General features: G+C 44.5%; 25 protein-coding genes and 1 pseudogene. 9 read left to right on the forward strand and 17 right to left on the reverse strand.

What is annotated here, in order from left to right:
* The 5 genes from V2H45_RS17065 to V2H45_RS17080 form a co-directional block, all read right to left on the reverse strand.
* The coding region (locus V2H45_RS17065; RefSeq protein ID WP_330484869.1) for a tetratricopeptide repeat protein at positions 1-1,372 on the reverse strand (1,372 nt) is incomplete at its 3' end.
* Positions 1,373-1,593: 221 nt separating this feature from the next.
* Positions 1,594-2,010 (reverse strand): type II toxin-antitoxin system VapC family toxin, encoded by a 417-nt coding sequence (locus V2H45_RS17070; RefSeq protein WP_330484870.1) that lies wholly within the window; start codon positions 2,008-2,010, stop codon positions 1,594-1,596.
* Positions 1,997-2,236 carry a hypothetical protein gene (locus V2H45_RS25645; protein WP_408648809.1) on the reverse strand — a complete coding sequence of 80 codons (240 nt, stop codon included), beginning with the start codon at positions 2,234-2,236 and terminating at the stop codon, positions 1,997-1,999. The genes V2H45_RS17070 and V2H45_RS25645 overlap by 14 nt, the downstream gene beginning before the upstream one ends.
* Positions 2,237-2,293: 57 nt before the next feature.
* The gene (locus V2H45_RS17075; RefSeq protein ID WP_330484871.1) at positions 2,294-2,605 is read right to left on the reverse strand and encodes a DUF433 domain-containing protein; all 312 of its coding nucleotides are present in this window, start codon (positions 2,603-2,605) and stop codon (positions 2,294-2,296) included.
* A gap of 87 nt (positions 2,606-2,692) precedes the next feature.
* Positions 2,693-2,917, reverse strand: a complete 225-nt coding sequence (locus V2H45_RS17080) for a type II toxin-antitoxin system HicB family antitoxin (protein WP_330484872.1) — start codon at positions 2,915-2,917, stop codon at positions 2,693-2,695.
* Between the two features lie 269 nt (positions 2,918-3,186).
* Here V2H45_RS17080 and V2H45_RS17085 point away from each other — a divergent pair, with 269 nt between their 5' ends.
* Positions 3,187-3,867, forward strand: coding sequence for a potassium channel family protein (locus V2H45_RS17085; protein ID WP_330484873.1), 681 nt, complete (start codon positions 3,187-3,189; stop codon positions 3,865-3,867).
* Between the two features lie 4 nt (positions 3,868-3,871).
* On the opposite strand, the gene V2H45_RS17090 is transcribed toward V2H45_RS17085, so the two are convergent.
* Positions 3,872-5,425 (reverse strand): cation:proton antiporter, encoded by a 1,554-nt coding sequence (locus tag V2H45_RS17090; protein ID WP_330484874.1) that lies wholly within the window; start codon positions 5,423-5,425, stop codon positions 3,872-3,874.
* Between the two features lie 275 nt (positions 5,426-5,700).
* A complete protein-coding gene (trxB, locus tag V2H45_RS17095) occupies positions 5,701-7,065 on the reverse strand; it encodes a thioredoxin-disulfide reductase (protein ID WP_330484875.1) in 1,365 nt (454 codons plus the stop codon).
* Between the two features lie 426 nt (positions 7,066-7,491).
* Here trxB and remA point away from each other — a divergent pair, with 426 nt between their 5' ends.
* A complete protein-coding gene (gene remA, locus V2H45_RS17100; RefSeq protein ID WP_330484876.1) occupies positions 7,492-7,752 on the forward strand; it encodes an extracellular matrix/biofilm regulator RemA in 261 nt (86 codons plus the stop codon).
* 119 nt (positions 7,753-7,871) lie between these two features.
* Positions 7,872-8,432 (forward strand): guanylate kinase, encoded by a 561-nt coding sequence (gmk, locus tag V2H45_RS17105; RefSeq protein ID WP_330484877.1) that lies wholly within the window; start codon positions 7,872-7,874, stop codon positions 8,430-8,432.
* A gap of 306 nt (positions 8,433-8,738) precedes the next feature.
* Here gmk and V2H45_RS17110 read toward each other — a convergent pair whose 3' ends face one another.
* Complete coding sequence (locus V2H45_RS17110) at positions 8,739-9,122, reverse strand: RloB family protein (RefSeq protein ID WP_330484878.1); 384 nt, start codon at positions 9,120-9,122, stop codon at positions 8,739-8,741.
* Positions 9,123-9,139: 17 nt separating this feature from the next.
* The gene (locus V2H45_RS17115; protein WP_330484879.1) at positions 9,140-10,405 is read right to left on the reverse strand and encodes an AAA family ATPase; all 1,266 of its coding nucleotides are present in this window, start codon (positions 10,403-10,405) and stop codon (positions 9,140-9,142) included.
* A 401-nt stretch (positions 10,406-10,806) separates the two neighbouring features.
* Here V2H45_RS17115 and V2H45_RS17120 point away from each other — a divergent pair, with 401 nt between their 5' ends.
* The 3 genes from V2H45_RS17120 (at position 10,807) to V2H45_RS17130 (ending at position 13,991) form a co-directional block, all read left to right on the forward strand.
* Entirely contained in the window at positions 10,807-11,328 is a 522-nt protein-coding gene (locus V2H45_RS17120) for an Npun_F5560 family protein (RefSeq protein WP_330484880.1), read from the forward strand.
* Positions 11,329-11,423: 95 nt separating this feature from the next.
* Positions 11,424-11,867 carry a hypothetical protein gene (locus V2H45_RS17125; RefSeq protein ID WP_330484881.1) on the forward strand — a complete coding sequence of 148 codons (444 nt, stop codon included), beginning with the start codon at positions 11,424-11,426 and terminating at the stop codon, positions 11,865-11,867.
* Between the two features lie 480 nt (positions 11,868-12,347).
* Entirely contained in the window at positions 12,348-13,991 is a 1,644-nt protein-coding gene (locus V2H45_RS17130) for an Hsp70 family protein (RefSeq protein ID WP_408648810.1), read from the forward strand.
* Between the two features lie 56 nt (positions 13,992-14,047).
* Here the strand turns inward: V2H45_RS17130 and V2H45_RS17135 are convergent, their stop codons facing one another.
* Positions 14,048-15,187: an iron-containing alcohol dehydrogenase family protein gene (locus tag V2H45_RS17135; protein WP_330484883.1), complete on the reverse strand. Its 1,140-nt coding sequence runs from the start codon at positions 15,185-15,187 to the stop codon at positions 14,048-14,050.
* Positions 15,188-15,461: 274 nt separating this feature from the next.
* Between V2H45_RS17135 and V2H45_RS17140 the strand changes: the two genes are divergently transcribed.
* Entirely contained in the window at positions 15,462-15,656 is a 195-nt protein-coding gene (locus V2H45_RS17140; protein ID WP_330484884.1) for a hypothetical protein, read from the forward strand.
* 38 nt (positions 15,657-15,694) lie between these two features.
* On the opposite strand, the gene urtA is transcribed toward V2H45_RS17140, so the two are convergent.
* The 4 genes from urtA to V2H45_RS17160 all read right to left on the reverse strand — a co-directional run bounded on the left by urtA (position 15,695) and on the right by V2H45_RS17160 (position 20,983).
* Positions 15,695-17,815 (reverse strand): urea ABC transporter substrate-binding protein, encoded by a 2,121-nt coding sequence (gene urtA / locus V2H45_RS17145; protein ID WP_330484885.1) that lies wholly within the window; start codon positions 17,813-17,815, stop codon positions 15,695-15,697.
* 37 nt (positions 17,816-17,852) lie between these two features.
* A complete protein-coding gene (locus tag V2H45_RS17150; protein ID WP_330484886.1) occupies positions 17,853-18,659 on the reverse strand; it encodes a PhzF family phenazine biosynthesis protein in 807 nt (268 codons plus the stop codon).
* Between the two features lie 61 nt (positions 18,660-18,720).
* Entirely contained in the window at positions 18,721-19,824 is a 1,104-nt protein-coding gene (locus tag V2H45_RS17155) for a late competence development ComFB family protein (protein WP_330484887.1), read from the reverse strand.
* 64 nt (positions 19,825-19,888) lie between these two features.
* Positions 19,889-20,983 (reverse strand): tetratricopeptide repeat protein, encoded by a 1,095-nt coding sequence (locus V2H45_RS17160; protein WP_330484888.1) that lies wholly within the window; start codon positions 20,981-20,983, stop codon positions 19,889-19,891.
* 236 nt (positions 20,984-21,219) lie between these two features.
* Between V2H45_RS17160 and V2H45_RS17165 the strand changes: the two genes are divergently transcribed.
* The gene (locus tag V2H45_RS17165; protein ID WP_330484889.1) at positions 21,220-21,840 is read left to right on the forward strand and encodes a MotA/TolQ/ExbB proton channel family protein; all 621 of its coding nucleotides are present in this window, start codon (positions 21,220-21,222) and stop codon (positions 21,838-21,840) included.
* Positions 21,841-21,848: 8 nt separating this feature from the next.
* Here V2H45_RS17165 and V2H45_RS17170 read toward each other — a convergent pair whose 3' ends face one another.
* A complete protein-coding gene (locus tag V2H45_RS17170; RefSeq protein WP_330484890.1) occupies positions 21,849-22,328 on the reverse strand; it encodes an anthrone oxygenase family protein in 480 nt (159 codons plus the stop codon).
* Positions 22,329-22,333: 5 nt separating this feature from the next.
* The gene (locus V2H45_RS17175) at positions 22,334-23,236 is read right to left on the reverse strand and encodes an Rpn family recombination-promoting nuclease/putative transposase (RefSeq protein WP_330484891.1); all 903 of its coding nucleotides are present in this window, start codon (positions 23,234-23,236) and stop codon (positions 22,334-22,336) included.
* Between the two features lie 37 nt (positions 23,237-23,273).
* Between V2H45_RS17175 and V2H45_RS17180 the strand changes: the two are divergent.
* Positions 23,274-23,561, forward strand: a pseudogene (locus V2H45_RS17180) (IS1634 family transposase); the annotation flags it as partial.
* Here V2H45_RS17180 and V2H45_RS17185 read toward each other — a convergent pair.
* Positions 23,509-23,889, reverse strand: coding sequence for a hypothetical protein (locus V2H45_RS17185; protein ID WP_330484892.1), 381 nt, complete (start codon positions 23,887-23,889; stop codon positions 23,509-23,511). The pseudogene V2H45_RS17180 and the gene V2H45_RS17185 overlap by 53 nt on opposite strands.
* Between the last annotated feature and the right edge of the window lie 88 nt (positions 23,890-23,977).

The following is a 23,977-nucleotide window of genomic DNA, read 5'->3' on the forward strand; positions in this document are numbered from 1 at the left end:
CGTAAACCAAGCCAATATTATTGAGCGTTCTCCCTTCTCCAGAGCGATCGCCGACCTGTTTGATAATTGCAAGGGCTTGCTGGTAATACTCCAGTGCCTTGGGATACTGTCCGAGGTTATCGTAAACCAAGCCAATATTATTGAGCGTTCTCCCTTCTCCAGAGCGATCGCCGACCTGTTTGATAATTGCAAGGGCTTGCTGGTAATACTCCAGTGCCTTGGGATACTGTCCGAGGTTATCGTAAACCAAGCCAATATTATTGAGCGTTCTCCCTTCTCCAGAGCGATCGCCGACTTCTTTTCTAATTGCAAGGGCTTGCTGGTAATACTCCAGTGCCTTGGGATACTGTCCGAGGCTATCGTAAACCGCGCCAATATTATTGAGCGTTGTCCCTTCTCCAGAGCGATCGCCGACCTCTTTTCTAATTGCAAGGGCTTGCTGGTAATACTCCAGTGCCTTGGGATACTGTCCGAGGTTACGATAAACCCCGCCAATATTATTGAGCGTTCCCCCTTCTCCAGAGCGATCGCCGACTTCTTTTCTAATTGCAAGGGCTTGCTGGTAATACTCCAGAGCCTTGGGATACTGTCCGAGGCTATCGTAAACCAAGCCAATATTATTGAGCGTTCTCCCTTCTCCAGAGAGATCGCCGATTTGCTTAAAGATAGCTAAGGATTGCTGATGGTAGTCAATTGCTTTTTGATATTGTCCAAAATCCGAATAAATTCTACCTATCAATTCATTTGCAAGGTTTTCCCAGTAAATCTTTCCTTGTTCCTTGAATACTAAAACTGCCTCTAAAAATCTAGCGAGAGCCTGTTGCCGATTTTCTCTAGTTTGCTTTTCATTCAACAAAGCCGCCTCCATAAAAGCACGTTCCGCCACAACATACTTTTTATCGAGATTGCCAGCAACCCTCAACTCCTCAACCTTCAGCACATACTTACCCGCAGCAGCCTTGCCATCAAGAGAACTAATCTCTAATCGATAACTACCATCACTCTCCGCAATTACCGACATCACCTCCAAGCCCAAGCGACCGTTAGGACTATCCGACCTCGCAATTAACTTTCCACTTGGGCTATAGAGCAAAATCACCAAATCGATTCCCTGCTGCTCGGCGATCGCCTGAAAAAATTGACCAGCTTTCAGACTCACCACATAGCTATGAGTTTCACCCCCCTTTAATTCTCTGGCAATTGGTTGCTGCAAAGTTAAAGCGATCGGTTTGCTCTTTGAGGTTTGAGTTTGTAGCGTTGTGGTTTGGGCGATTCCTTGCAGGATGCGTGCCGCCGCAGGGGGTAAATCAGACAGCAACCCAAAAAATCCAGATGCGAGAACAAACGCGATCGCGTAGATTCTTGCAGCCATAACAACACCTTTGAAGTACGTCACAATTTTACATGTTTCTCGCAAAAATGCGAAACAAATATGATTCCCGTAGGGGCGAGGCATTCCCGCAGTTATTTACGCATTTCACCGAGATCGTCAAATGGGAATGCTTTGCCCAAAACCTTGAAAAGCAGGGACAATTTCAAGACATGCAAAACCCCTACAGGTGATTGGCGGTATTATTGGCGCGATCGCTTTTGCTACTGAAATAGATTTTGGAATGGTTCTGTATTTTTCCAGCGATAGGTGTTGAAATCTCGATAATCAACGGAGAGAATCCGACCATGTCCTAGTTCTTCAGCTAAAATAACTAAAGATGCATCGGCTAAATCCATTGGCAAGTCTTTGTATTTCAGCATGAGCTCTTCGATACGCAGACAATGATTTGAGCTAAGATCGAATACCTTTAGGTATCCCAATGAAATTTTACGAATAAAAGAATTAGGGGCATCTATTCCAACTCTTTTTTGCATTAGATAGCAGGTTTCAGTGACTACGCACCAAGTTGTAATAAATTCTTCTTTCTCTAAGCTCAGAAATAATTTTGTTGCAAGTTGGTGAGCCGTATCCTTTCTATTCGCAAGGGCAAGCCAAAAACCTGTGTCAACGATTATCATATTTTCGCTCGAGTTCCTTACTCAAGTACGTTTTGTAATTTCGTGATAGATCTGGCTCAGCTTCCATGCAACCGATAAAATCCGACCAGTTTTGGCTCTTACTTTCCAGCTTTTTTTTCTGGTCATGTAAGTAACGATTTTTGAGAATGCTTACTAGGTCAAAGATAACTTGTTGTGCTTCGAGTGGGAGTTCAGAGATCTCCTGTTGGATGGTGTTTAGGTTCATCTTAATAGTTCTTCCTTTGTCAGAAATTTCAAAGCTATAACAATTTTAGCGAGAATCTTAGTAACCTCTGAGTACCTTCAGTCTCTCTTCGATCTGAGATGGATAGGATTTTTGTAAACCAATAACCAATAATTCTTCCTTTTGCGATCGCCGATCGATTTCTTCGCGATGGTCGAAATAATAAGAGATCGCGGCATAAACTGAAGCAATCTTGAGATCGTACTTCCCAGCAATTTCTGCTAACGAATAATTCATCTTGAGGTGCATCAAAGCAACATCCTCAATTGCAATTCTCGTGCCAGTGACACAAGGTTTTCCACCTCGCACATCTGCAATCACTTCAATATATTCTTTACTAGTTACAAGCATTTAGGGAACTATATACAGAGGTGGAATTTGGAAATATCTTAATACCAAAATCGCAATACTTTGAGTTTTCATTACAATTATACATTCTCATCCCATGCACAAATCTAAAAACGTCACATTTGGCTGTGGCAAAGGTTTGCCTTGTTCGCGATAGATCTCAAAGTAACTATCAATTACCTCTTGTCCGTGTTTTGCCGCTTCCTGGTAAGTATCCCCATGAGTATGAAACTTCTGAAATGGAAAGTCGGGCAGATGGACGAGATAGCAGTTATCTTCTTCTGACCAGATAATAATCATGCTGTAGTGTGGCATTACTGTAGCTCCTCTAGCTTTTTCAATCTTTGTTTAACTTCTTGCTAAAGGTTGTAGAGTCAAAGACTTGCCCTCTCAGAAACCTACGTTTGATCATTACATTCTACAATCGATCGCTGTTTGAGAAAAATGTCCGTGGAGATAATTGCTTGCGGCCAACTTAAAGCGATCGGTTTGCTTTTATGATGTTTGCGTTTAGGGTGTTATGGTTTGAGCGATCGCAATCGGGATATGTTAACCATTGAAAATGGGATGAGTAGAGAAGAGCGATGTATATCTTAATTGGTGGAGCAGGTTTAGTCGGACTGAGTTTGGCACAAAAGCTGGTCGAACTAGGTCATACGGTTGCCGTGATCGATCTTGACCCCACTGCCTGTCGCTACGTGCGAGAGCAAGTAGGTGCAATGGCATTTGAAGGAAGTGCCGTAAGTACAGAAGTTTTACTAGAGGCAGGGATTCGTAAAGCGAATTCAGTTGCGGCTGTACTCCGCCACGATGCGCTCAATCTAGCGATGGTCACACTTGCCAAGCACTATGGGGTGAAACACATCGTCTCGCGCATGCGTCACTCAGACTTTTTGGAACCTTTACGTCTTGTAGGTGCGAACCATATCATCAGTACGGTGGAATTATCCGTGGCGACGATGGTCAACGCGATCGAATATCCACAGGTCGAATCGATGATGCATTTTGAGCAGGGTCAAATTGAGGTGCTCAAACTTCCCGTTGGACAAAACGCCAATGTAGTTGGACGTACGATTGCCGATATTGCTCAAGATCGGCGTTTTCCCACAGGTTCTTTGATTATTGGCTATCAGGCTCATCCTCACGAAGATCTCTTCGTTCCGAATGGAAGTACGATTTTAGAGGCTAACGCAACCGTGCTCATTGTCACCAAACCAGAACTATTGCATCAAGTCATTAACTTTATTGGCACAGAAGAAAGCTAAACATTTACTCATCGCCCAGTTTTAATAGCTGCTCGTCCAAAGCCTGCAAGCGTTTTTGAACGATATCTTGAGACAGTAAACCTTTGCGTTGTACCTCGGTGAGCGCTCCTTTTTCTGCCAATAGTAGGCGACGACGCACGGCATCCAGTTTGGTTTGTTCGCCAGTGCTGCGATCGCTTGCTTGAGGCGAACGACTAAAAATTTCGCGCAATCCCTTTTCTGCCGCTGCAACTTTGACCTGATAGGCAGCGCGCATCTCTTCATAGACAGACTTTGCCAAAATCCCCGATCGCAGGAGGCTATCGAGTTCATCCTGAGCTGCCTTGGATGCGATCAACTGGGCTTGCAGTTCCTCTAATTGTTTTTGCCCCTGCGAAAAGGGCATCAGCGATAAGCGCTTGACCAACCAAGGCAAACTAACGCCCTGTCCCAATAAGGATAGGAGCACTGTCCCAAACACAATCGCAATCAGTTGTTCGCGCCCAGCGATCGTTGTGGGAATACTGAGGGCAAGTGCCATCGAGAGCGACCCTTTGATATTTCCTAAAAATAAGACATGTTGCCAAGTCAGGGGAATGGGGCGATCGATCCATCGCGCGATCGCCAGTAGTGGGTAGACCGAGAGCAAACGTCCGACTTGGTAGGCAAAAATTGCCAGCAAAACCGCAGGCAGCGATCGCCAAAGCGTTGCCAAGTTCACTTCTAGCCCAATCAGCAAAAAAATGAAGCTATTGACGATAAAACCTGCGGATTCCCAAAAACTTAACAGTGTTAAACGGATTGAAGCAGAGACATGACTGGTTAGCCCCATCGTCCCCACCAGAAGCCCTGCTACGACCACTGCCACAACCCCTGACACATGCAACAGATGAGCCAGTTGAAAAGCCCCAAGCGCAACGGCAACCGTCAGCAAAATACTGCTAAAGGATTCCTCTGAGCGGACAAATAGACCTGCACTCAAGTAGCCTAAAGCCAGCCCCACGAGCGTCCCACCTACAATCACCAGCAAAAAATCTTGCAGCCCTTCCGCAAACGTCAAGGTTCCCGTATCGTGAATCTTCAGAATTAAGCTAAATAGAACGAGGGCAACCCCATCGTTAAATAGACTTTCGCCTTCTACAATCGTCGAGAGGCGCGAAGGAACGGGAACCTCCTTAAACACGGCAATCACGGAGACCGTATCGGTAATTGCTAAAATCACCCCCACCAGCAGGGCAGAAATCCAGGGCAATCCCAGCGTCCATTGCAGCAAAACCGCCGTAATTCCCGAGGACAAAATTACCCCAGGACCCACTAAGAGTGCGATCGGCTTCAGGGTACTCCGCAAGCGCCGAATGTCCGTATTAATCGCTGCTTCAAATACCAGAATGGGTAGAAACAGATTTAAGATCAAGGCGTCATTCAGCCCAATCTTTTGGGGTAAAAGTTCCGTAATGGCAAGTCCTGCCACTACTAAACCTGCAACATAGGGCACTCTCAACCATCGAGACACAAGAGCCACACCCGTCGCAACCAGCAAAAGGATCACGAGAACTTGGATCAGGGTAGAGACATCCATAAAAACCTTAAAAACCTTAAGTCAATCCATCCTATGTTTGCAGAGACCTCAGACAACCTGACGATCGCTTAAGTATACGGGAGGCTCCCTAATACTCCTACCCTAAGATTTCAAGGATCGGCATTAGAGCGTGTTTGAGAAGTTAGGCTTCTGCCCCCCTAGCCCCCCAATTCTGGGGGAAATCAGATTAAAGTCCCCCAGAATTGGGGGATTTAGGGGGCAAAAAACTTAAGCTTATCGCAAAATTCATTTGTATGTAATTCTCAAATATGCTCTTAGACATTGAGATATTGCGCGATCGCAGTGCGAAATTCACTCTTTTGCTTCACGCCGCGCATCTCACCCAGTTTATCTTTGCGCTTAAAAAACTGAATTGTCGGCGTACCAATTACTCCCGCAGCTTCAGCAATCTCTGGATCGACCTCGATATCAATATCGACGACGCAGATCTGACCGAGAAACTCATCCGTTACTTTTTTGAGCATTGGCTTCATCACATGGCAAGGGCCGCAATGGGCTGACGTGTACTTCACCATAATCAGCTTTTCAGTGTCATGGTAGAGCTTCCGCAGGGCAATACTTCCTTGATAATAGGTTTGCGTATCCGTAATGTCACCCGTAAACACGACATCTGGAGTTTCCTCGGTCGCTTTGTCCGCTTCTTTTACGGGAGGCTCTGCTGAGGCATGGAACTCTTCGCCATAACCCTGTACGGATAGCCATCGCTCTGCTTCCAAAGCTGCCATGCAACCGCTACCTGCAGCAGTAATTGCTTGTCGGTATTCGTGGTCTTGTACGTCTCCGCAGGCATAGACCCCTTCTACACTGGTTTTTGTCGATTTACCTTGGGTGATAATGTAACCCGTGGCATCGAGTTCGAGTTGTCCCGCAAACAAATCGGTATTGGGCTTATGTCCGATCGCGTAGAACAAGCCACCAACGGGTAAATCGCTTTCTTGTTTTGTCGCTGTATTCCGCAGTTTTATGCCCTTAATCGTTTCACTGCCATAGACATCAAGGGGTTCGGTATTCCAATGCACTTCGATTTTGGGATGGGCTAAAACCCGATCTTGCATGACCTTGCTCGCCCGCATGCGATCGCTTCGCACCAATAGATGAATCTTAGATCCATACTTGGTCAAGAATATAGCTTCCTCTGCTGCCGTATCGCCACCACCGACAACGGCAAGTTCCACACCTTTAAACATGGGAATCGCACCGTCGCAAATCGCACAAGCCGAAATGCCCTTATTCCAAAACTCGGCTTCACTAGGAAGATGCAATCGCTTTGCGGTTGCCCCAGTGGCGATAATGATGCTATGCGCTTGTACTTCTTGACTCTCAGAACGCACGATAAAAGGACGTTGACTTAAATCGACGTAGGTAACATCTTCTGTGTGAAGTTCGGCGCCACAGTTTTCGGCTTGGGCTTTGAGTAAGCCCATCAGTGCTGGCCCCATCACGCCCGTAGGAAAGCCTGGGAAGTTCTCCACTTCGGTGGTGGTCATGAGCTGACCGCCGGGCAGACCTCCTGCTTGAAAGCCCTCAAATACAAAGGGCTTGAGGTTAGCACGTCCAGCATAGATGGCAGCGGTGTATCCCGCAGGTCCAGAACCAATAATGACAACATTTTCGACCATTTGCTTACTATCCTGATTCACTAAACGAATACTTAATTCTATAAGTCATACTCATTATGACTTTATTTTAATACTTTAACCGAAATGGTTAATTTTGTGTTGGTCAGACTAAAATTTTCTCTCTAAAGACGGAGTGTGGGGCAAATTCGGTCGAATTAAAGAGAGAGATCGCAAAATTCGGCGGAAAAGACGATCGCTATTGCGAAAGATCGGGGTATAAATAGTATACGGGGGAGATAAAGAACTATGTCATGCTAGATCTCCTTAGGGGTTTAAGGCAGGCTTTCAAAAATTGACATGACTTCCGAAACAAGATCGGAAGCAGATTTGACACGATTAGGCGCAATGGAATCAGTATAGAATAGGGTCTATATTTCCATGAAGATGAGCCTAACCAATTTCATCACGCTATTAATTAATTAAACTATGGATATTAAGCTCATCAACATCGGCTTTGGCAATATTGTTGCGGCTGGACGCGTTGTGGCGATCGTTAGCCCCGAGTCAGCCCCGATTAAACGTATCATTAGTGATGCGCGCGAACGCGGACAATTGGTTGATGCCACCTATGGTCGTCGTACTAGAGCTGTAATTATTACAGACTCAAGTCATGTGATTTTATCGGCTATTCAACCTGAAACTGTGGCAAATCGATTTGTGGTCAGTAAAGAGAGTCTGGCGGAGTGAAATGCATAAGTAGTAATAAATTCCAAAATACAGAGAATTGCTTGCGTACGGGGCAGTTCTCACTCCAATCTTGGTTTTAATTACGCGCAACGACAAAGATTGTATATAGGCAGGTAGATTTGCTCAGTACAGGTCAACTAATTGTAGTCACAGGCCCTAGTGGGGTTGGAAAGGGGACGCTCTTGCAAATCCTTTGCGATCGCCATCAAGGCAAAATCCTATTCTCGATTTCCGTAACTACTCGCCAGCCCCGTGCTGGCGAAGTCGATGGCAGAGAATATTTCTTTTGGACGCGTCAAAAGTTCGAACAAAGTCGGGCAGAGGGCGAGTTTTTAGAATGGGCGGAATATGCGGGCAATCTCTATGGCACGCCCCGTCGAGCCATAGAAGATTGGATTGCACTCGGTCAAATTGTTCTTTTAGAGATAGAACTCGAAGGAGCAAGACAAGTCGCTCAAACCTTTCCCAGTGCCAAGCGTATCTTTATCGCACCGCCATCGATGGAAGTGCTAGAGCAAAGATTGCGCCAACGAAGTACAGATAGTGATGAAGCGATCGCCAAGCGATTGGAACATGCTAGGAAAGAAGTTGCCGCAGCCCCAGAGTTCGACCCAATTATCATCAATGAAAACCTAGAAGATGCACTCCAACAATTAGAGAAAGCAATTTTTTCAGCCTGAAACCCTTAAACCGACGTGTTAAATTTAGCAGCAGCAAGCATCTTGCTTAAGATGTTTGTGATATTTTAAGTTTTTTTGGAATTCAGGAGACTTTGTACCAACTTTGCAATCCCAGTGCAGCAAGGATTTGCATATTCTGGGAGATTGTTATTTCGCAACTGAGTTGCAAGTTGCTCAGCACGTCTAATAGCATCTGGAGTAAGCGGTTCTAGCGGATCTGGGTAGTAACAAGTAGATTTATCGTAATTATTTATCTGCTTTTTTAGTAATGCATTAGCACGATCTCGGTGAATATTAGCATAGTGATCAATGAATTAGAAACCAGAATTCAATAGAAGGATTAGAAATAGCAAGATTGATTTTATTTCTTTCTGCTTTTAGAAGAGCTTCGCACCATCTTGAATAATTGTTATCAATATGTTCGTCGCCATCAAAAACTGCCCAAGCAGAATCATCCTTTTCCCACGCTCTATTGTATTTAAGCTCATCCCTCTCAGCAATTGCTTCATTAACAATTGTCAGTGGATCGGTTCCTTCAGGAGAAATTACGATAATTTGTTCTCTTGGTAATCGTAGCTTTTGACGAATGGCTTTGAAGTAAATAATTTCTGTATTCTCACCTTCACAAGCAATTAGGATCTTATTCCCAACTGGTTTCTTAAGTGGATTCCTTTTGAAGGGCTTCCCCATTATTATTCCTCTTTTTTTTAAATTAACTCTTCATCCTCAGGGATGAATGGAACAGCCCCAAATCGCCCATCCAAATATGCTTTTTCTATAGCGAGGTCGTTACGCACTTTAAAGTCACTCAGCGAATATAGCTCAGTACTTTGATCGGAGCGCTTTTGTGTAAACCAAATCTGATCGCGCCGCAATAGGTTATTCTTTTGTATTGTGTTGTCGTGGCTAGTAAAAATTAGTTGCGAACGATTTGGGTTCGTTTTGGGATTTTGGAAAAGACGAACAATTGCACGAGTAACATTAGGATGAACATTAGAGCCTAGCTCATCAATAATTACTAAACTATCTGCTGAAAATGCCTGATGTATGCGGTGAGCAATTCCAAAGAGCCTCTGAGTTCCCATTGACTCCTCCTCAAATGGCCAGTGAATGTCCCCATCTTTTGTATGATGTATAGCATAAATCTGATAATCGTCTTTATTATCTTCAGACTTTTTGATTTCAAAACCCGATATACCAGTATCAAATTTACATAGAAGTTCTGAAGCCTTCTTGCTGATAAACTCAGGATATTTATGAGCCAACCTACTGAATAGCCAACGATCAAATAATTCATCTTGATATCCTAAACTAGTTCCTATGGAACGAACATTTAACCAATTAGACAAAGGTTCAATAATTTTAACCTCCAGTCTCATAAGTAAACTCATAAACGGCTCTTGATTGTTTACGGATGTTTCGAGTTGAGTATGAGAACCCTTAAAATCACGACCATTTTTCCAGTCAAATTTTTTAAGATCTTGATTCCAAACACGATGAAACAGACAACGATCTCGTTTTGAAGATGCCTGAGCATAATCAAGTTTTTCAGAGAGAATACGTGTACGATCAAGTTCCAGATGGTAAGTGTAGATAGTTCCATTAAAAACTGTGCGTAACTCAAACCGAGTTGGGCTCTCTGCGCTGAGTTTATCTAGTCTAAAAGGGATAAGCCGATTGTGATGTGAGTCATTTTCTGAATTTCCGAAGCGCATGAATGTAAGCAAGTAATCGAGAGCTACCACAATATTACTTTTGCCAGAAGCATTAGCACCAAAGATCGCAAGAACTGGCAAAATATCCAAATCCCAGCCCTCAACGTGATAGGGCAGAGCAATTTCATCATCCGACTTAACCCGCCGCCGACCTTCGCCATTACTAGTAAGGTTCGCTTTCTTTTTTTGTGCTACTGCGCTGAGTGTTTCTGCACCCTTGATCGAGCGGAAGTTCTCTACAGTGAAGTCTACAAGCATATTTTTTCACTCAAGAGCTAAAATTGCGTGACTAGTTCACGAAAATAAGAATATTACACCTTATTTATTGACATATTAATCCTTATTTGTGCCAAGCATATAAATTCGCAAAAAAAAAGCGGGGTTAAACCCGCCAGTTATAAGGTGTTGAAATGTAGTTGTAAGTAGATTAGCGAAAAAAAATCAAGGTAACCAGTAACAAAAGTCATCTGTGGGCATGACGATAGTCATATATCTTGGGGAAGAGGAGTCCCCATCAGGTTTTCAGGAAATGAGCGTACACTTGAGGCGCCATAGGGGGATGTACAAGGAATTACTAAAAACACCGCTTTTAAAAAATTGCCAGTTTGGCAGTTTTATGGTATAAACCTTTACCTAAATCAGACTATCAGTGATCAAGTATGAAGACGATTGAAGAATCACGGGAAGAAATCGGTCAACTCAAGAAAGAGTTAGAGCAACGAGACTTGTTAGTTCAGCAATTGTCCGAAGAACTATTCAGACTAGTGAAGGGAAATTCTGCCTTTATCCCTAGTCAGGAAATGTCTGAGCAGCATGCTGAGAATGTAAGAATTCTGACAAATAAGCTCGCAAGTGTCGAAGATCAATTATTCGTAGCGCATGGTCAGCTCATGGATCGCGATCGCGAAATCATTGAGCTACGCCAGTCAGTTCAAGAGCTCAGCGATCGCACCAAGATGCTAGAACAGGTGGTACAAGAGTTGCCTAATGTCTATCGCAATAAGTTTGCGGAGCGTATGGTTCCCATTAAGCAAAAGGTGGAGGCACTCCAAAAAGAAAATCGTCAGTTGCATATTGAGCTACAAAGCTTGAGTTTCCGTTTGGCGAATCGTGTTCGACCTCAACGCTTAGAACTTCCCAGAGTTCAGATAGGTTCTCCTGCCCTACCTGTCTTTGGTTAAGTAGATCGGTCAAAAAATCAGTCTCTTGGGTGTGGGTAACTCCTTCACCCTTTTCTTTTTCACCCTTTTCTTTTTGATGCCAATTTTTAGGTGTGATGGATTTAATTACGGCTTGTGACAATATTGAAGATTTACGTGCTTGGGTTCACAAACATTTGGCTGTGGGTGCGGCTGATGGGAACTTTTGGCTCCCGATCGTTTGGACAGCTAGAGGACCCCTCTATGCTGAGGTGATTACACAACAGCCTGATGGGAAATACCAGCAACCATTCCACCTACCAGATAAGCTCAGACAGCCGTTATACGATCTCGGTTACAGGTTACTCAGTCATTTAAAAGCAACACCCTCAGTCTATTTGATGCAGTTTTCTCTATCTTCTCTAAATGCTCTAGAAGATGCTGAAGTTCTATTCGATCGCTTAATTCCATTTCCTGATGAGCCTGCGATCGCTTCTGTGGGCGTCCAAGAACCCAATCTATTTACTTGTCATTGGCTCTGCCTGACAAATCGCCCCATCTACGATCTAGTAATTCGCTAAGCCCCTTAGTTGACTGACGTTGCACGTCATGACTAAGAGCGCTCAAAGTGACTGTAACCCACTAAACATGTGCCGAGAAATCTACATGATTTACCTTAGATGCGCTCGAACGACAGCTATCTAACCTGAGTTCGGGTCAAGGCAGAACAAAGCAAGCCAACTTGCTGGAACCGAGGGGGGTGATCCCCCTGCCCTATCGGGCATCCCCCTTGAAAAAGGGGCACAAGTGAGTTCTCCCCCCTTTTTTTAAGGGGGGCTGGGGGGGATCCTTGGGATGTATAGCGTTTCAGGTTTTCTCATCCCGAACTGACGTTATCTACAATGCAAGAATTTCCTCCGAATCTCAATCAAAATCGTCTAGATGGAAGACTCGATCCGAGAATTAGCGCCATGCTTTAAGATTAGCTTTAAGCTTAATAAGTGGTATTGAAAGTTTTTAGAAATTTTCCACTTTGTTTTTTATCTAAACTGACTGAAACCATGCACTATGCGATCGATTTTGGTACGAGCAATACTGTTATAGCAAGGATTGGCGATTTCTCAGAGGATGGCTCTAAACGTAGTGCAGTGGAAACCGTCAAGCTGGCAGGCTTAAGTTCGCTGGTGTTTGGGAATCCATCCTTGATTCCAAGTTTGGTCTACGTACAGGATGCCCAGACCTCGCAAGTCCTTGTGGGGCAGGAAGTCCGCGATCGCGGCTTAGATATCAAACTCACTAAGGGTGAACCGCGATTTTTCCGCAGCTTTAAACGCGCGATCGGCAATCCAGCGCCTGTGTTTGTGCCTGAGTTAGATGGACGAGAGGTGACCTTCGAGCAAGTTGGCGAGTGGTTTTTACTTCGTGCGATCGCTCAGCTTCCCGATGTCGAGTCGATCGTCTTTACGGTTCCCGTCGATAGTTTTGAACCCTATCGTCAATGGCTGGGCGGCATTTGCGAACGGTTAGAAGTCAAGCAAGTACGCCTGCTGGATGAGCCTACCGCAGCGGCACTGGGCTACGGCATCACCCGTGGCGATGAAACCCTTTTGGTAATCGATTTTGGTGGCGGAACCCTCGATTTGTCGCTCGTGCGACTCACACTTCCCCAACTGCTATCCCAAAGTGCAGAGAATTCGCCTGCAAGCAAACAGAAATCTCCCCTCGGATTTTTGCTCAAATGGGGAAGCTCTCCAGTTAACGCTTTGGCAAATACCCAATCCAAAGCCCAAACTGCAAAGGTACTTGCCAAGGTGGGACAAACCCTCGGCGGTATGGATATCGACAACTGGTTAGTCGATTACTTCCATGCAACCCAAGCCGTAGTTAAGAATTCCCTCGTGACGCGCTTGGCGGAGAAGATTAAGATCGAGCTTTCTAGCTCCGAGCAAGCCAACGAAGTTCTTTTTGATGATGAAACCTTTAACAGCTACGAGCTACAGCTCGATCGCGCTCAATTTAATCAAATTCTCGAACAACATCAATTTTTTGCCAACCTCGATGCTGCTCTAGAGCAAATTCGCCAGCAAGCAATGCGGCAGAATCTAGAATTAGAGAATATCGATGCCGTACTTCTCGTAGGAGGCACGGCTCAGATCCCTGCCGTGCGAGATTGGACGTTAAAGCATTTCCCAGCCGAAAAAGTTAAAGCTGACAAACCCTTTGAGGCGATCGCCCACGGTGCAATTTCTCAGGGTTGGGAAGTACAAGATTTTCTCTATCACAGCTATGGGGTGCGCTACTGGGACAAACGCTACAAGCGTCACAACTGGCATACAATCGTCAAGGCAGGTCAATCCTATCCCCTCCCCAAACCTGTGGAACTGATCCTAGGGGCTTCCATGCCCGATCAGCCCAGTATTGAGCTGGTAATTGGCGAACTGGGCGAAACCAATATTGAGGTTTATTTTGACAGCGATCGCTTGGTAACCCGTACGCTCGATAAAAATCAAGTTTCCGTGCAGCCGCTCAACGATCGCCCCGAGAGTCGCACGATTGCGCTTCTCAATCCTCTAGGCAAACCTGGCAGCGATCGGATCAAGGTTCTCTTTACCGTAGACAGTCAACGTACCTTGAGAATCACGGTCGAGGATCTGCTCACTAACGAACTTCTTACCGAAAGCCAAGCCGTCGTCCAATTGATTTGATTAAAAGAAAAACATCAGTTAAATCCATTCCACTTTTGTTCTTCAGTCCCAACCAATCATTGGACTGTTATCCCAACAGGACAGGTTGTAGACACCATTGCTGCTAAAACCCGATCGGGTACAACCTCAAAAGGCATCCGATGAATGTCAGAGTTGGGTTGACAGGTAATTGCCGCGACGGTTTCCAATTCTGCCAAGGTAACATCTTTTAAACCCAAGTCAGATAGGGTTTTAGGCAAACCTATCCGATCGTAAAACTTGAGCAATTGCTGTCTTGACGTTGCTGCAAGTGCATTACCTTGAAATTCTTCCAGCCGTAACTGCACCAAAATCCCATAGGCAACTTTTTCGCCATGAAGCGTGCCATAGGCTTGGGGCAAATGCGTCAGCCCATTATGGATAGCGTGAGCCGCCACCGTTCGGCAATTAGCCCCACCCAAACCACCGATCGCACCTGCCAGACAAACCGTAGCATCGACAACCTCTTGCCAAACAGCGCTCTGGGGATTTTGTATCGCTTCTTCGGATTTTTGTAGCAAGATATCCCGTAAAATTCTTGCTTCTTGCACAGCCGCAATCACCAAGGTGCGATCGCTATGCCCACTACTGACCGAAGCCTCGTACCACTTGGCGATCGCATCCCCAATGCCAGCCACCAGAGTGCGCTGTGGCGCTGTAGCGATTAGGTCGTAATCTACCAACATCATGTTGGGGCATCGTGGCAGGGAGACATCGTAATCAAAAGCACCCGCTGGGGTGTAAACATTGCTTAAAGCCGTCCAAGCCGCACAGGTAGCAGCCGTCGTTGGAATCGTAACAATGGGCAATTTAGATTGATAGGCAATCAATTTCGCCGTATCTAACACTTTGCCACCCCCTACGCCCAAAATCACATCAGGCTGATGCGTAGCGATCGCATGGTGTAGAGTAGCTAGACTTGCTTCAGTACAACCTTTAATGGTTGGGGCATAGATCAGTTGAATCTCAGCTGCTTCTAAGGTTGAGGTATCGAGTTTGGCTTCAAACGCGGATTTTGCTGCTGCACCAGAAACAACCAAAGCTTTCTTTCCCCCTTGCTTCCCCACTTGTTCGCTTAAAGAGAGGAGATGCTCGGCTAACTGAGACAAAATCCCCTGCCCTCGCAGTAGTTGAGCTGGAGCGATCGCAAGCATAGGAAGAGTTTCGGCATTGGTCATTGGTTTTAATTTTTTCCGCAATCTGTGTTCGTATTGTCTAAGTGAAATCTTAGCAAGCCTGGCCAATTTGTAAATACTATATGAATGATTACGGCAACTTCTCTAGCGTTATGTTAACCTTAGCGAGATTTTTAGCAATAGGTTTATTTGAGTCGTGATAAAGATCACAGAGAACTGGCCATTAATATCACAAGGAACAAGCAACTAGCATCACAGGTCTAATCTGAAACAGATGTGATGATTAAACTTATAGAGAAAGAAAGGAGATAAATCGATGTCACCCGAATACAACAAAGACGAAAACATCCCCAGCTCCCAATTTGGTCAGTCTTTTGTAATCAATATTGTCGCGATCGCGCTGTTAACCATTGTCTTGCCTCTCGTGATTCCCTCCAGCAAAATGGCTCCATCCCATGCTAGTTCTAATCTGGATGTCATAACCTCTACCAAAGCGATCGTGCAAAAGTAGAACGACAATCAACCCAGCTTATTTACTTTTGCTCTTATCTACTTTTGCTTAAGAACGAGCAACGTAATATCATCATAGACTTTCTGTTTGCCAATATAGGAACGGATGTCATCAACAATCACTTGACAGATTTCTGTAGATGACAACACGTAATTTAAACGAACTACTTCGCAAAGACGTTCTATGCCATAGCGTTCGTTTTGAATGTTTTCAGCTTCGGTAATGCCATCGGTATAGAGCACCACAACATCACCCGAATTTAATCGAATGTGGGTCTGATTCACAAAATCTGTAATATTCGATTCTAGACCAATGGGGAATCCTAAATCAACGGTGTCAATTCTCTCTAAGATGCCGCCTTGGCGCACAACAATCATCTCTTCATGCTGACCGCTAAGATAGAGGTTACCCGCTTCATAATCTAGGATAGATAGCGTTAAATTCTTATCAGATTTCATGCGCTGCACGTTGTCAAAGATGGCACGGTTGAGATTGACGAGAAACTTGACATGATCGAGATTCTCTTGCATGGCAAGTAACGTTCGCACGGATGTCTGTACCATAATCATCAGAACATTGCTTTCTAAGCCATGCCCTGTAACATCGCCAATGCCAATCTTTACCCTGCCATTCAGTTGCAGCACATCATAGTAGTCGCCACCCACTTCAGAAGCTGGTTCCATAAAGCCAGCAATATCCAAGCCTTCAATATTTTTTAGTTCTTCATCCGTTGGCAAAATCATTTTCTGTAATTGGCGAGTTACTGCCAATTCGGCATTCATACGCAGATTTTCAGTTTTGAGCATGGCATTCAGCGCGCTGATTTCTTGATTGGCTTTATAAAGCGCTTCTTGAGATTGAATGCGCTCGTGGATTTCCCTTTGCAATTGGCTCAAGGTTTTTTTAAGTTGGTTCGATGTTTGCTCTAACTGACAGATGTAATCGATGCTCTGAGGCACTTCAGCTAGCAAGTCGATAACCGCATCTGGATTCCAATCTCCTCGATTGGACAAATCTTTGTTTTTGGAATCTTCCCCAAGACTATCTTTCCATCTAGCGTTTTGCGTGAATTGTTCGACACCCATCCAAGGTAAGGGCTGAATCGGAGTATCGCTCGTATATACAATCTGAAACTGACCGTCAGCTTTGATTTTGCCAATTCTACAGGACTTGCGAACGTGATGATTGGACTCCATGGCGATCGCACCGCTAGGAGATGCAAAGGTTTGTCCGTAGGCTGCATTTCTCACCCGATCGCTCTCAAAGGACTGAGCCGCTTCTACCGCTTGCTTCCAGAGATAAACCTGTGTATAGGCTGCTTCAATCGGATCGCTGGTGGGATAGCGATCGCCATATCTTGCCTGAAAATTCTTGACAAAGGCTTGATTTGCTTCTGTATCTAAACTTTGGAAATAGCTCCAACTGGCATAATGCCCGAACGCAGAGGTTGCTAAATTTTGCAGTTCCACTTCTGCCACGCTAACTGCCATAATGGGAATTTCAGAGGCAGAGATACCTGCCTGCTGGTATTGGGCGTAAAATGCACGATTGCTATCCCCATTGATCGTACTGAAGACTAGATCGGGCTTTACGTTTTCGATCTCAGAGATAATCGATGCAAACTCAATATTGCCAAGGGGTTTATAGGCTTCGCCAACGAGCGCCCCTCCCTGTTGCTTGAGTTGAGCTTTAATGATTTTATTGACTGTTCGCGGAAATACATAGTCAGAACCAATCAAATAGAAACGCTTGCCAATATGCTCTAAAAGCCACTGTACGGCAGGTTCTACTTGTTGATTTGGACATAGACCCGTATAGAAAACCTGTTTGGAGCATTCTAAACCCTCGTACTGGAGTGGATACCAGAGCAAGGTATTGTGAGCCTCTAAAATTGGGATGACAGATTTACGACTTGCCGATGTCCAACAGCCAAATAGGGTCACAACGCGATCGACTTCAATCAATTTGAGGGCTTTGCTGGCAAATTTTTGCGACTCTGAAGCTGCATCTTCAACAATCGGTCGGACAATCTTTCCTAATACCCCTCCAGCTTGATTGATCTCTGCGATCGCCATTAATGCTGCATCTTTGAGAGGGGTCTCACTGCTTGCCATCGTGCCAGTTAAAGAATGCAAAATTCCAACCCGAATCTCAGACATTTACAGCCCTCCAGCTAAAGTTCTCTAGACTCAATTCTCAAATCGTCAAATAGCCCTGCATCACAGTAACTGCCTCTCCTTTAAGCAAAACGCGATCGCCTAAATTCACTACTTCCAAATCTCCACTGCGTTTTGATAGCTGCTTGGCTTTTAGGGTGGATTTACCTAGTTGCTTTGACCAGTAAGGTGTGAGTGTGCAATGGGCGGAACCAGTGACTGGATCCTCGTTAATTCCTGCTTTGGGGGCAAAAAAGCGAGAAACAAAGTCATAGGGGCGATCTGCATCCGCGATCGCGGTAATGATAAAACCAAATCCATCTAGCTGTGCGATCGGAGACAAGTCAGGCTCAAACGCTGCCACTTCAGCTTCAGAATTCAGCACTACTGTAATGTACTGGTCGGTCTGTCCCAGGCATTGAAAGGAATGCTCCCCAAGAATTTCAGGGAGGATAGCCAGCGATCTCGCCGAACATGGCACAGGATAGGCAGCAGGAAATTCCATGCAAATGAGATTGTCTTCAAAAGTCACCTTTAATATTCCACTTAAGGTTTGGAACGTTAAGGGAAATTGAGGATCGATCGCTTTAATCTCCCGTAAATAGTGAGACATTGCGAGGGTAGCATGACCGCAGAGATTGACTTCAATGGCAGGTGTAAACCAACGCAAATGGAAGTGATTGGGGCTAAGTTTAACTGCAAAAGCCGTTTCTGAGAGATTCATCTCCGCCGCGATTTTATACATGACTTCTTCGCCAGGAAATTCATCTACAAGTATTGTAGCGGCTGGATTTCCTTGAAATGCTTGGTGAGTAAAAGCATCAATCACAAATACTTGAAACTGCATAGAATGTCTCGACTGCCCTATAAAAAACCATGAACATCCACAAGTGAAACCAACCCAAAAACTATGAGATCAAATTTTTAATGATATCTACGACATTCACAATTGTAATATCTTGACGATTTAGAATAATTCTCAACGCCATAATCGCTTCTTCTGATTCCTGATTAAAGCGATCGAAATGAATGGGGGATAGTGGGCGATCGCCATACTCATGAACCTTTAGGATGCCATTGCGCACCTTACTCAAAATTTCTCTTGACGCCTCGGCAAGTCCTTTTTGGCTCAGAAGCTTAAAGCCCCGTTCGCTGGTCGTATACATGGGGGGCAGGCGATTGAGCGCATAGGCAGCCACCTCTGCAAAATTCACCTCCCCCAGATCGGCTGTGGCAGCAATCTTTTGGATCCCCATGATTACTAGGTTCTCCATCACGTTGGTATAACCAAGCTCAGCTCTTAAGGTATAGGATTCTAACTCTTGAGCATCCATAACTGATAAATCTTTCTCTCTGATTTCTTTTACCCAGTCAGATTCTACGGCATCGAGAATGCTCTCTTGGGAGTTAGGGATTTCATTGGCAAGATTTTTAGGCTTTTGAGACGGTTTTAGATTTGCACGTTGCAAATAGGATTTGATGTCCTGCGTAGTCTGATGCGATCGCGGTCTGTAAGATTTTTCAGGATGACTATTGACATCCTTGTGTACGTGAACGGGAGCTATTTGCAGGACTGTGTCTTGAGCGTCCTCAACAAAATGACTGACTTTCCCCCCTCTTACCATGGCAGCGCGAACTGCATTCGGAACGTCTTTCCAGCGTAATAGCCTTCTCCGAAAAATTTGGCGTAGCGCATACAAAGTACCAGCCTCATTCATCAGCAACTTTTGAGGTAATGGGGTCACGTCATGCAGGGGATCGCCAGTCTGCACAATTTGAAAACCTCGCCGCACCACTTCTACGATTTGCGAGCCAAAGGCAGTAATTGCACGATCGTGCTGGTTGAAATAACCTTGTCGCGAAGTGGCATACATGGTGGGTAGGCGATTGAGCGAATATGCGACCACCTCTACAAGTTTGATCTGTTGCTTGGCAAATGGACTCAATTCTTCAAGTTGTAGCCTTACTTCTTTAACAACTGGATGTTCGATCGCATTTACAAATCTCGCCACAAAACCCCACTCCTAATGATTTAAAGCTTGAAGGACTAACACACCAAAATCACTAATTTTGCAACTATTTTGTTAGGTTTTGGCATTCAGCACCGCGAAAAGTCTGCTCTTTTCCATCAATTGTTTTAACGCATAGGAGGTTGCTTTGATTTTGGGCAAAAATAGAGTAAAGAATTGCACCAGAGAGGATAAGTAAGCTAGCAGCAATTACGGTATTTAATGACAGCCACTTAGGATAATTTTTATTCTGAATATTTGCTAATTTTTTGCGAACCTCTATTGTATTCGCATGATTGTCCCCAAATCTTTGCTTATAGATTTTCAGGGCTTGCTTATAGCTCTTGATAATGTCTGGATAACGATTTTGGGCGTAGTATATAGCGGCTAAATCAACTAAACTTGCGGCGATATCAGGATGGTCAGCACCAAGAGATTTTTGCTTGATTTTAAGTGCTTCCAAAAACACTACCTCAGCATCCATGAAACGGTTTTGCGAGTTGTAAATTGCAGCTAAATCGATCAAACTTGTTGCTACATCTAGGTGATCGTTACCCAACTGTTTCCTCTTGATTTCTATGGCTTCTAAAAATATAGTTTCAGACTCATTAAATCGTTGCTGCGAATAATAAATTGCAGCTAAATCGATCAAACTTTCGGCAACATCAAGCGTAACTTCAATATTTGCCTGTCTTTTAATATCAATAACCTGTAATAGGAATTCTTCAGCTTCGCTAAATCGGTTTTGAGAGTTGTAGCTTTTCGCCAGATCTGTCAGGGTGGCAATAATTTCTGTATAGTCACCCTTTTTATAGGGTGGTTCGGGTTCAATGCAATAATATGCCTTCGTATTACTACTAAAAACAATTTCATCACCGTGAACTAAGACATAGGAAGTATAGGCCTTTCCGTTAATTTGAATACCATTTGTACTACGCAGCCCCTCCATGTTGCCATCAACAATCCGAAATAATTTAAGCAGGGGAGGTTTTACAGGCAAATATAGTAACGTTGCGTGTTGACGAGATACTAAACTTGAATGCAGCACAATATCACAATCAGGCGATCGCCCTAATGAGTAATAGGCGGCACTTAGCGGAACCTTGTGTTCTCCCTTTGTGTCGTTGATTATCAAATAATGTTCAGTTTGATAACCTTCCACAACGGTAGCTTCTTCTTGCCTCATCAGTTACAGTTCCCCAAAGTTGTCGATAAGTAGTGTGAATTAGCGTTTGACCTATAGGTCTGGGCAAATAACTTATATTTATAAGAAAATTGGACTTTTGTAGCAGTTATGAAAATACTTACGATTTTACAGTATGCAACAGAATAAAATAGATGCGCTAGGCTAGGGACGAATTTCTTATGGAGGAACTATTTAGGTTAGGTGGTCCAGTCATGTGGCCCTTAACTGCTTTATCAATTTTTGCTTTTGCAGGCATTATAGAGCGATGTGTGTTTTGGATAAGCCTGCTGAGACATGAGGATAAAACGACTAAACATATTTTAGCAACGGCGCATCAAGATTTGGCGATCGCTGCCGATTATGCCAAAGCTGCTGACAAAACCCCAATCGGTCGATTTTTGTACGCCCCTCTAGCTTTAGAAAATCCCGATCCCGATCTGTTTCGACTGGCGCTAGAAAGTGCTGCTGATAATGAACTTAGCAATATGATGCGGGGTGAAAAGCTCCTAGAGGCTGCAATTACTTTAGCTCCCCTCTTAGGGCTTTTAGGTACTGTAACGGGTCTAATTATTTCATTTAGCTCTCTAAGAGTGGGCGATGCGATCGCAAATGCTAAGACAGGAAATATCGCTCAAGGAATTGGCGAAGCACTAATTACTACAGCCTCAGGCTTGCTCGTGGCAATTGTTGCTTCGGGGTTTCATCGCCTGTTTTTGGCTTTTCATGCGGGGCAAGTCCAACTATTTACAAAAGCAGGCAATGAACTGGAGCTAATCTATCGTCAAACTTGGCAACGCCAGCAAACAAGAAAAGAAAGTGAATCGATTGACTGAGGTTGAAGTTAACGAAGCGCGATCGCAAACGCTGCCATTGCTGCAAATGCCGCTCCTGTGCGAATGTGATTCCAGAAAGTCCAGTTGGCAAGGTAGCTAGACCACAGGTTTGCCCCTTCAATACTTTCTGGTTTGGCGATCGCTAGTACATCATTCAAGGGCACATTACAGGCGATCGTCACGCCTAATGTACCGATCAAGTAGAGCAAGCAACTTGCAAGCAAGTAGACGGCAGTGGGTTGATGCCAGTTTAGTAATGTGAAAATAATCAGACAAAGGCAAGCCAAGCCCGTTCCAAGAAATGTCCCCATAAATAACGGATTGATTACCGTGATATTGATCGATTGCATCGCGGCAATGCCCTGTGGTGGTGGGAGCTGAGCTAGGGCTTTCATCACAAAGGTGGAAAAGGCAAAGAAAACTCCAGCCATCAAGCCACAGCCAAGGGTCGAAAATAGTTTTAATGCGAAAAGCAGGTTTGAGGACATTGAGCTTACGATCGCGTTTTTAACCAAGCATTTAAGTCAGCGATCGTTTCAAAATCAAAAATTGCTTCTGCGAGATTTTCTAGCTGCACCGCAGATAGTTTAGAGATCCGTGTCTTTACTTTAGGGTCTACCTTGCCAAATTTACGAGTTAGCATACGCAGCAACATCGCAACTTGTCTCTGTAAACCTCTTTGCTCACCTAGTTGTAAACCCTCTTGTTTGCCTAGCTGCAAACCTCTTTGCTCACCTAGCTGCTCGCCTTCTTTAAGTGCCTCTTGATAGACACGGGTTTTCTTTAGATCGCTATGGGTAAACATTTTCTCAATCTCCGTACGAGTTAATTTTGGGAATTTATATACCAGTACAGTCTCTATAAATTTTACTACCCGATCTTGTAAATCTGCATCGGTTTCTTGCTCGACTTTAGCTGCTAGGGCTTTTGCCATTTTAGGGGCTATTTTCTCGGAGGATAAAATTAACTGGATAATTGCAATGCCCAGTGAATTCGTTTCTTGTTCTAACCAGTCTTCTAAATAGACTCGCACAATTCGCCCCAGAGCGATCGCTTCTTGACAATGTTTGGGAGGCTCTGGTTCGCAATTGGATCGGGCAAATATGGCTACGGCTTTCCAGTCTTGTTTGGGGCGATATTGTTTGAGGTAAAGTCGTATCTCTGCCTCAAAATCTAAGTAAAAATCATCGTTGAGTTGAAACTGAACTTCTGCGAAGTAAATCAGTTTATCATCGGTTGATGGAATGAAAACGCCGTCAGTCCGAAACGCTTTCTCTTTAATTTCGATAGAACTAAATTGATAGCCTTCTGCTTCGGAAGAAGGGCGATCGAGCAGCTCAAAAAGGAGCGAATGGAATGTTTGGAAGAGTTGATAAAAGAGTGTGTCCGTTTTCATGGGAGCTAAGCATATAGCATAATGCCTGAGCTACGCAGTAGAAACGGGACGACATGCAGACTCAACATCATTTTGTGTACATGGGGAATATGGCAAGGAAGAAGAAGGGAGTATCGAAATCACACATGGATATTCACGCGACCATCGACCCGACCTGAAGCAATTTATGATGAACCTGATCTGCGTAGGAGATGGAGATATCCCCGTGATGATGGAGGTAGTAAGTGGGAATCAAGCAGATAAAGCACGATTTGCAGGATTATTGCAAGAATTCAAAGCCCAGTGGACATTTGAGGGAATATGTGTAGCCGACGCAGCACTATATTGACTGTGCTATTGGGAACCTGCATGACACCATAGGCAGTATTCGGAGACAAGTTGAGAATTTTCGTTCCTTGATAGGTACCAGAATTATAATTGGCTTCCCAATCTAAACCACTGCTAAACTTGGCAGCATCTGTGATATCGCTCACCAAAACATACCTTTGTTTTGAGTTACTGGCAACATGGCGAGCCGCTTCAGCGATGAAAGCTTCAGAACCAGCAGCATAGGCATCCATACCATCAAGGCTAAAAAGACCGACATCCCCTTTGTAGGCTCCACCATCATAGAGAAATTCCACTTCGATGATGCCAGACTGTCCGACATTCATCACACCTTTGTCGTATTCAGCCCGATTCGCATAGGCTAGTACAGCAGGGCGGAAATAGGGCTACCCTATAGAAGGTGAGCTAAATGAA

The sequence above is a fragment of the Tumidithrix elongata BACA0141 genome (assembly GCF_036349135.1).
GTDB lineage: Bacteria > Cyanobacteriota > Cyanobacteriia > Pseudanabaenales > Pseudanabaenaceae > Tumidithrix > Tumidithrix elongata.

What these genes read in the sequence shown, in the direction of transcription:
- V2H45_RS17070 (WP_330484870.1), bottom strand. Translation starts at nt 2,010, where the DNA reads ATGATAATCGTTGACACAGGTTTTTGGCTTGCCCTTGCGAATAGAAAG.
- V2H45_RS25645 (WP_408648809.1), bottom strand. Translation starts at nt 2,236, where the DNA reads ATGAACCTAAACACCATCCAACAGGAGATCTCTGAACTCCCACTCGAA.
- V2H45_RS17075 (WP_330484871.1), bottom strand. Translation starts at nt 2,605, where the DNA reads ATGCTTGTAACTAGTAAAGAATATATTGAAGTGATTGCAGATGTGCGA.
- V2H45_RS17080 (WP_330484872.1), bottom strand. Translation starts at nt 2,917, where the DNA reads ATGCCACACTACAGCATGATTATTATCTGGTCAGAAGAAGATAACTGC.
- V2H45_RS17085 (WP_330484873.1), top strand. Translation starts at nt 3,187, where the DNA reads ATGTATATCTTAATTGGTGGAGCAGGTTTAGTCGGACTGAGTTTGGCA.
- V2H45_RS17090 (WP_330484874.1), bottom strand. Translation starts at nt 5,425, where the DNA reads ATGGATGTCTCTACCCTGATCCAAGTTCTCGTGATCCTTTTGCTGGTT.
- trxB (WP_330484875.1), bottom strand. Translation starts at nt 7,065, where the DNA reads ATGGTCGAAAATGTTGTCATTATTGGTTCTGGACCTGCGGGATACACC.
- remA (WP_330484876.1), top strand. Translation starts at nt 7,492, where the DNA reads ATGGATATTAAGCTCATCAACATCGGCTTTGGCAATATTGTTGCGGCT.
- V2H45_RS17110 (WP_330484878.1), bottom strand. Translation starts at nt 9,122, where the DNA reads ATGGGGAAGCCCTTCAAAAGGAATCCACTTAAGAAACCAGTTGGGAAT.
- V2H45_RS17115 (WP_330484879.1), bottom strand. Translation starts at nt 10,405, where the DNA reads ATGCTTGTAGACTTCACTGTAGAGAACTTCCGCTCGATCAAGGGTGCA.
- V2H45_RS17120 (WP_330484880.1), top strand. Translation starts at nt 10,807, where the DNA reads ATGAAGACGATTGAAGAATCACGGGAAGAAATCGGTCAACTCAAGAAA.
- V2H45_RS17125 (WP_330484881.1), top strand. Translation starts at nt 11,424, where the DNA reads ATGGATTTAATTACGGCTTGTGACAATATTGAAGATTTACGTGCTTGG.
- V2H45_RS17130 (WP_408648810.1), top strand. Translation starts at nt 12,348, where the DNA reads ATGCACTATGCGATCGATTTTGGTACGAGCAATACTGTTATAGCAAGG.
- V2H45_RS17135 (WP_330484883.1), bottom strand. Translation starts at nt 15,187, where the DNA reads ATGACCAATGCCGAAACTCTTCCTATGCTTGCGATCGCTCCAGCTCAA.
- V2H45_RS17140 (WP_330484884.1), top strand. Translation starts at nt 15,462, where the DNA reads ATGTCACCCGAATACAACAAAGACGAAAACATCCCCAGCTCCCAATTT.
- urtA (WP_330484885.1), bottom strand. Translation starts at nt 17,815, where the DNA reads ATGTCTGAGATTCGGGTTGGAATTTTGCATTCTTTAACTGGCACGATG.
- V2H45_RS17150 (WP_330484886.1), bottom strand. Translation starts at nt 18,659, where the DNA reads ATGCAGTTTCAAGTATTTGTGATTGATGCTTTTACTCACCAAGCATTT.
- V2H45_RS17165 (WP_330484889.1), top strand. Translation starts at nt 21,220, where the DNA reads ATGTGGCCCTTAACTGCTTTATCAATTTTTGCTTTTGCAGGCATTATA.
- V2H45_RS17170 (WP_330484890.1), bottom strand. Translation starts at nt 22,328, where the DNA reads ATGTCCTCAAACCTGCTTTTCGCATTAAAACTATTTTCGACCCTTGGC.
- V2H45_RS17175 (WP_330484891.1), bottom strand. Translation starts at nt 23,236, where the DNA reads ATGAAAACGGACACACTCTTTTATCAACTCTTCCAAACATTCCATTCG.
- V2H45_RS17185 (WP_330484892.1), bottom strand. Translation starts at nt 23,889, where the DNA reads ATGAATGTCGGACAGTCTGGCATCATCGAAGTGGAATTTCTCTATGAT.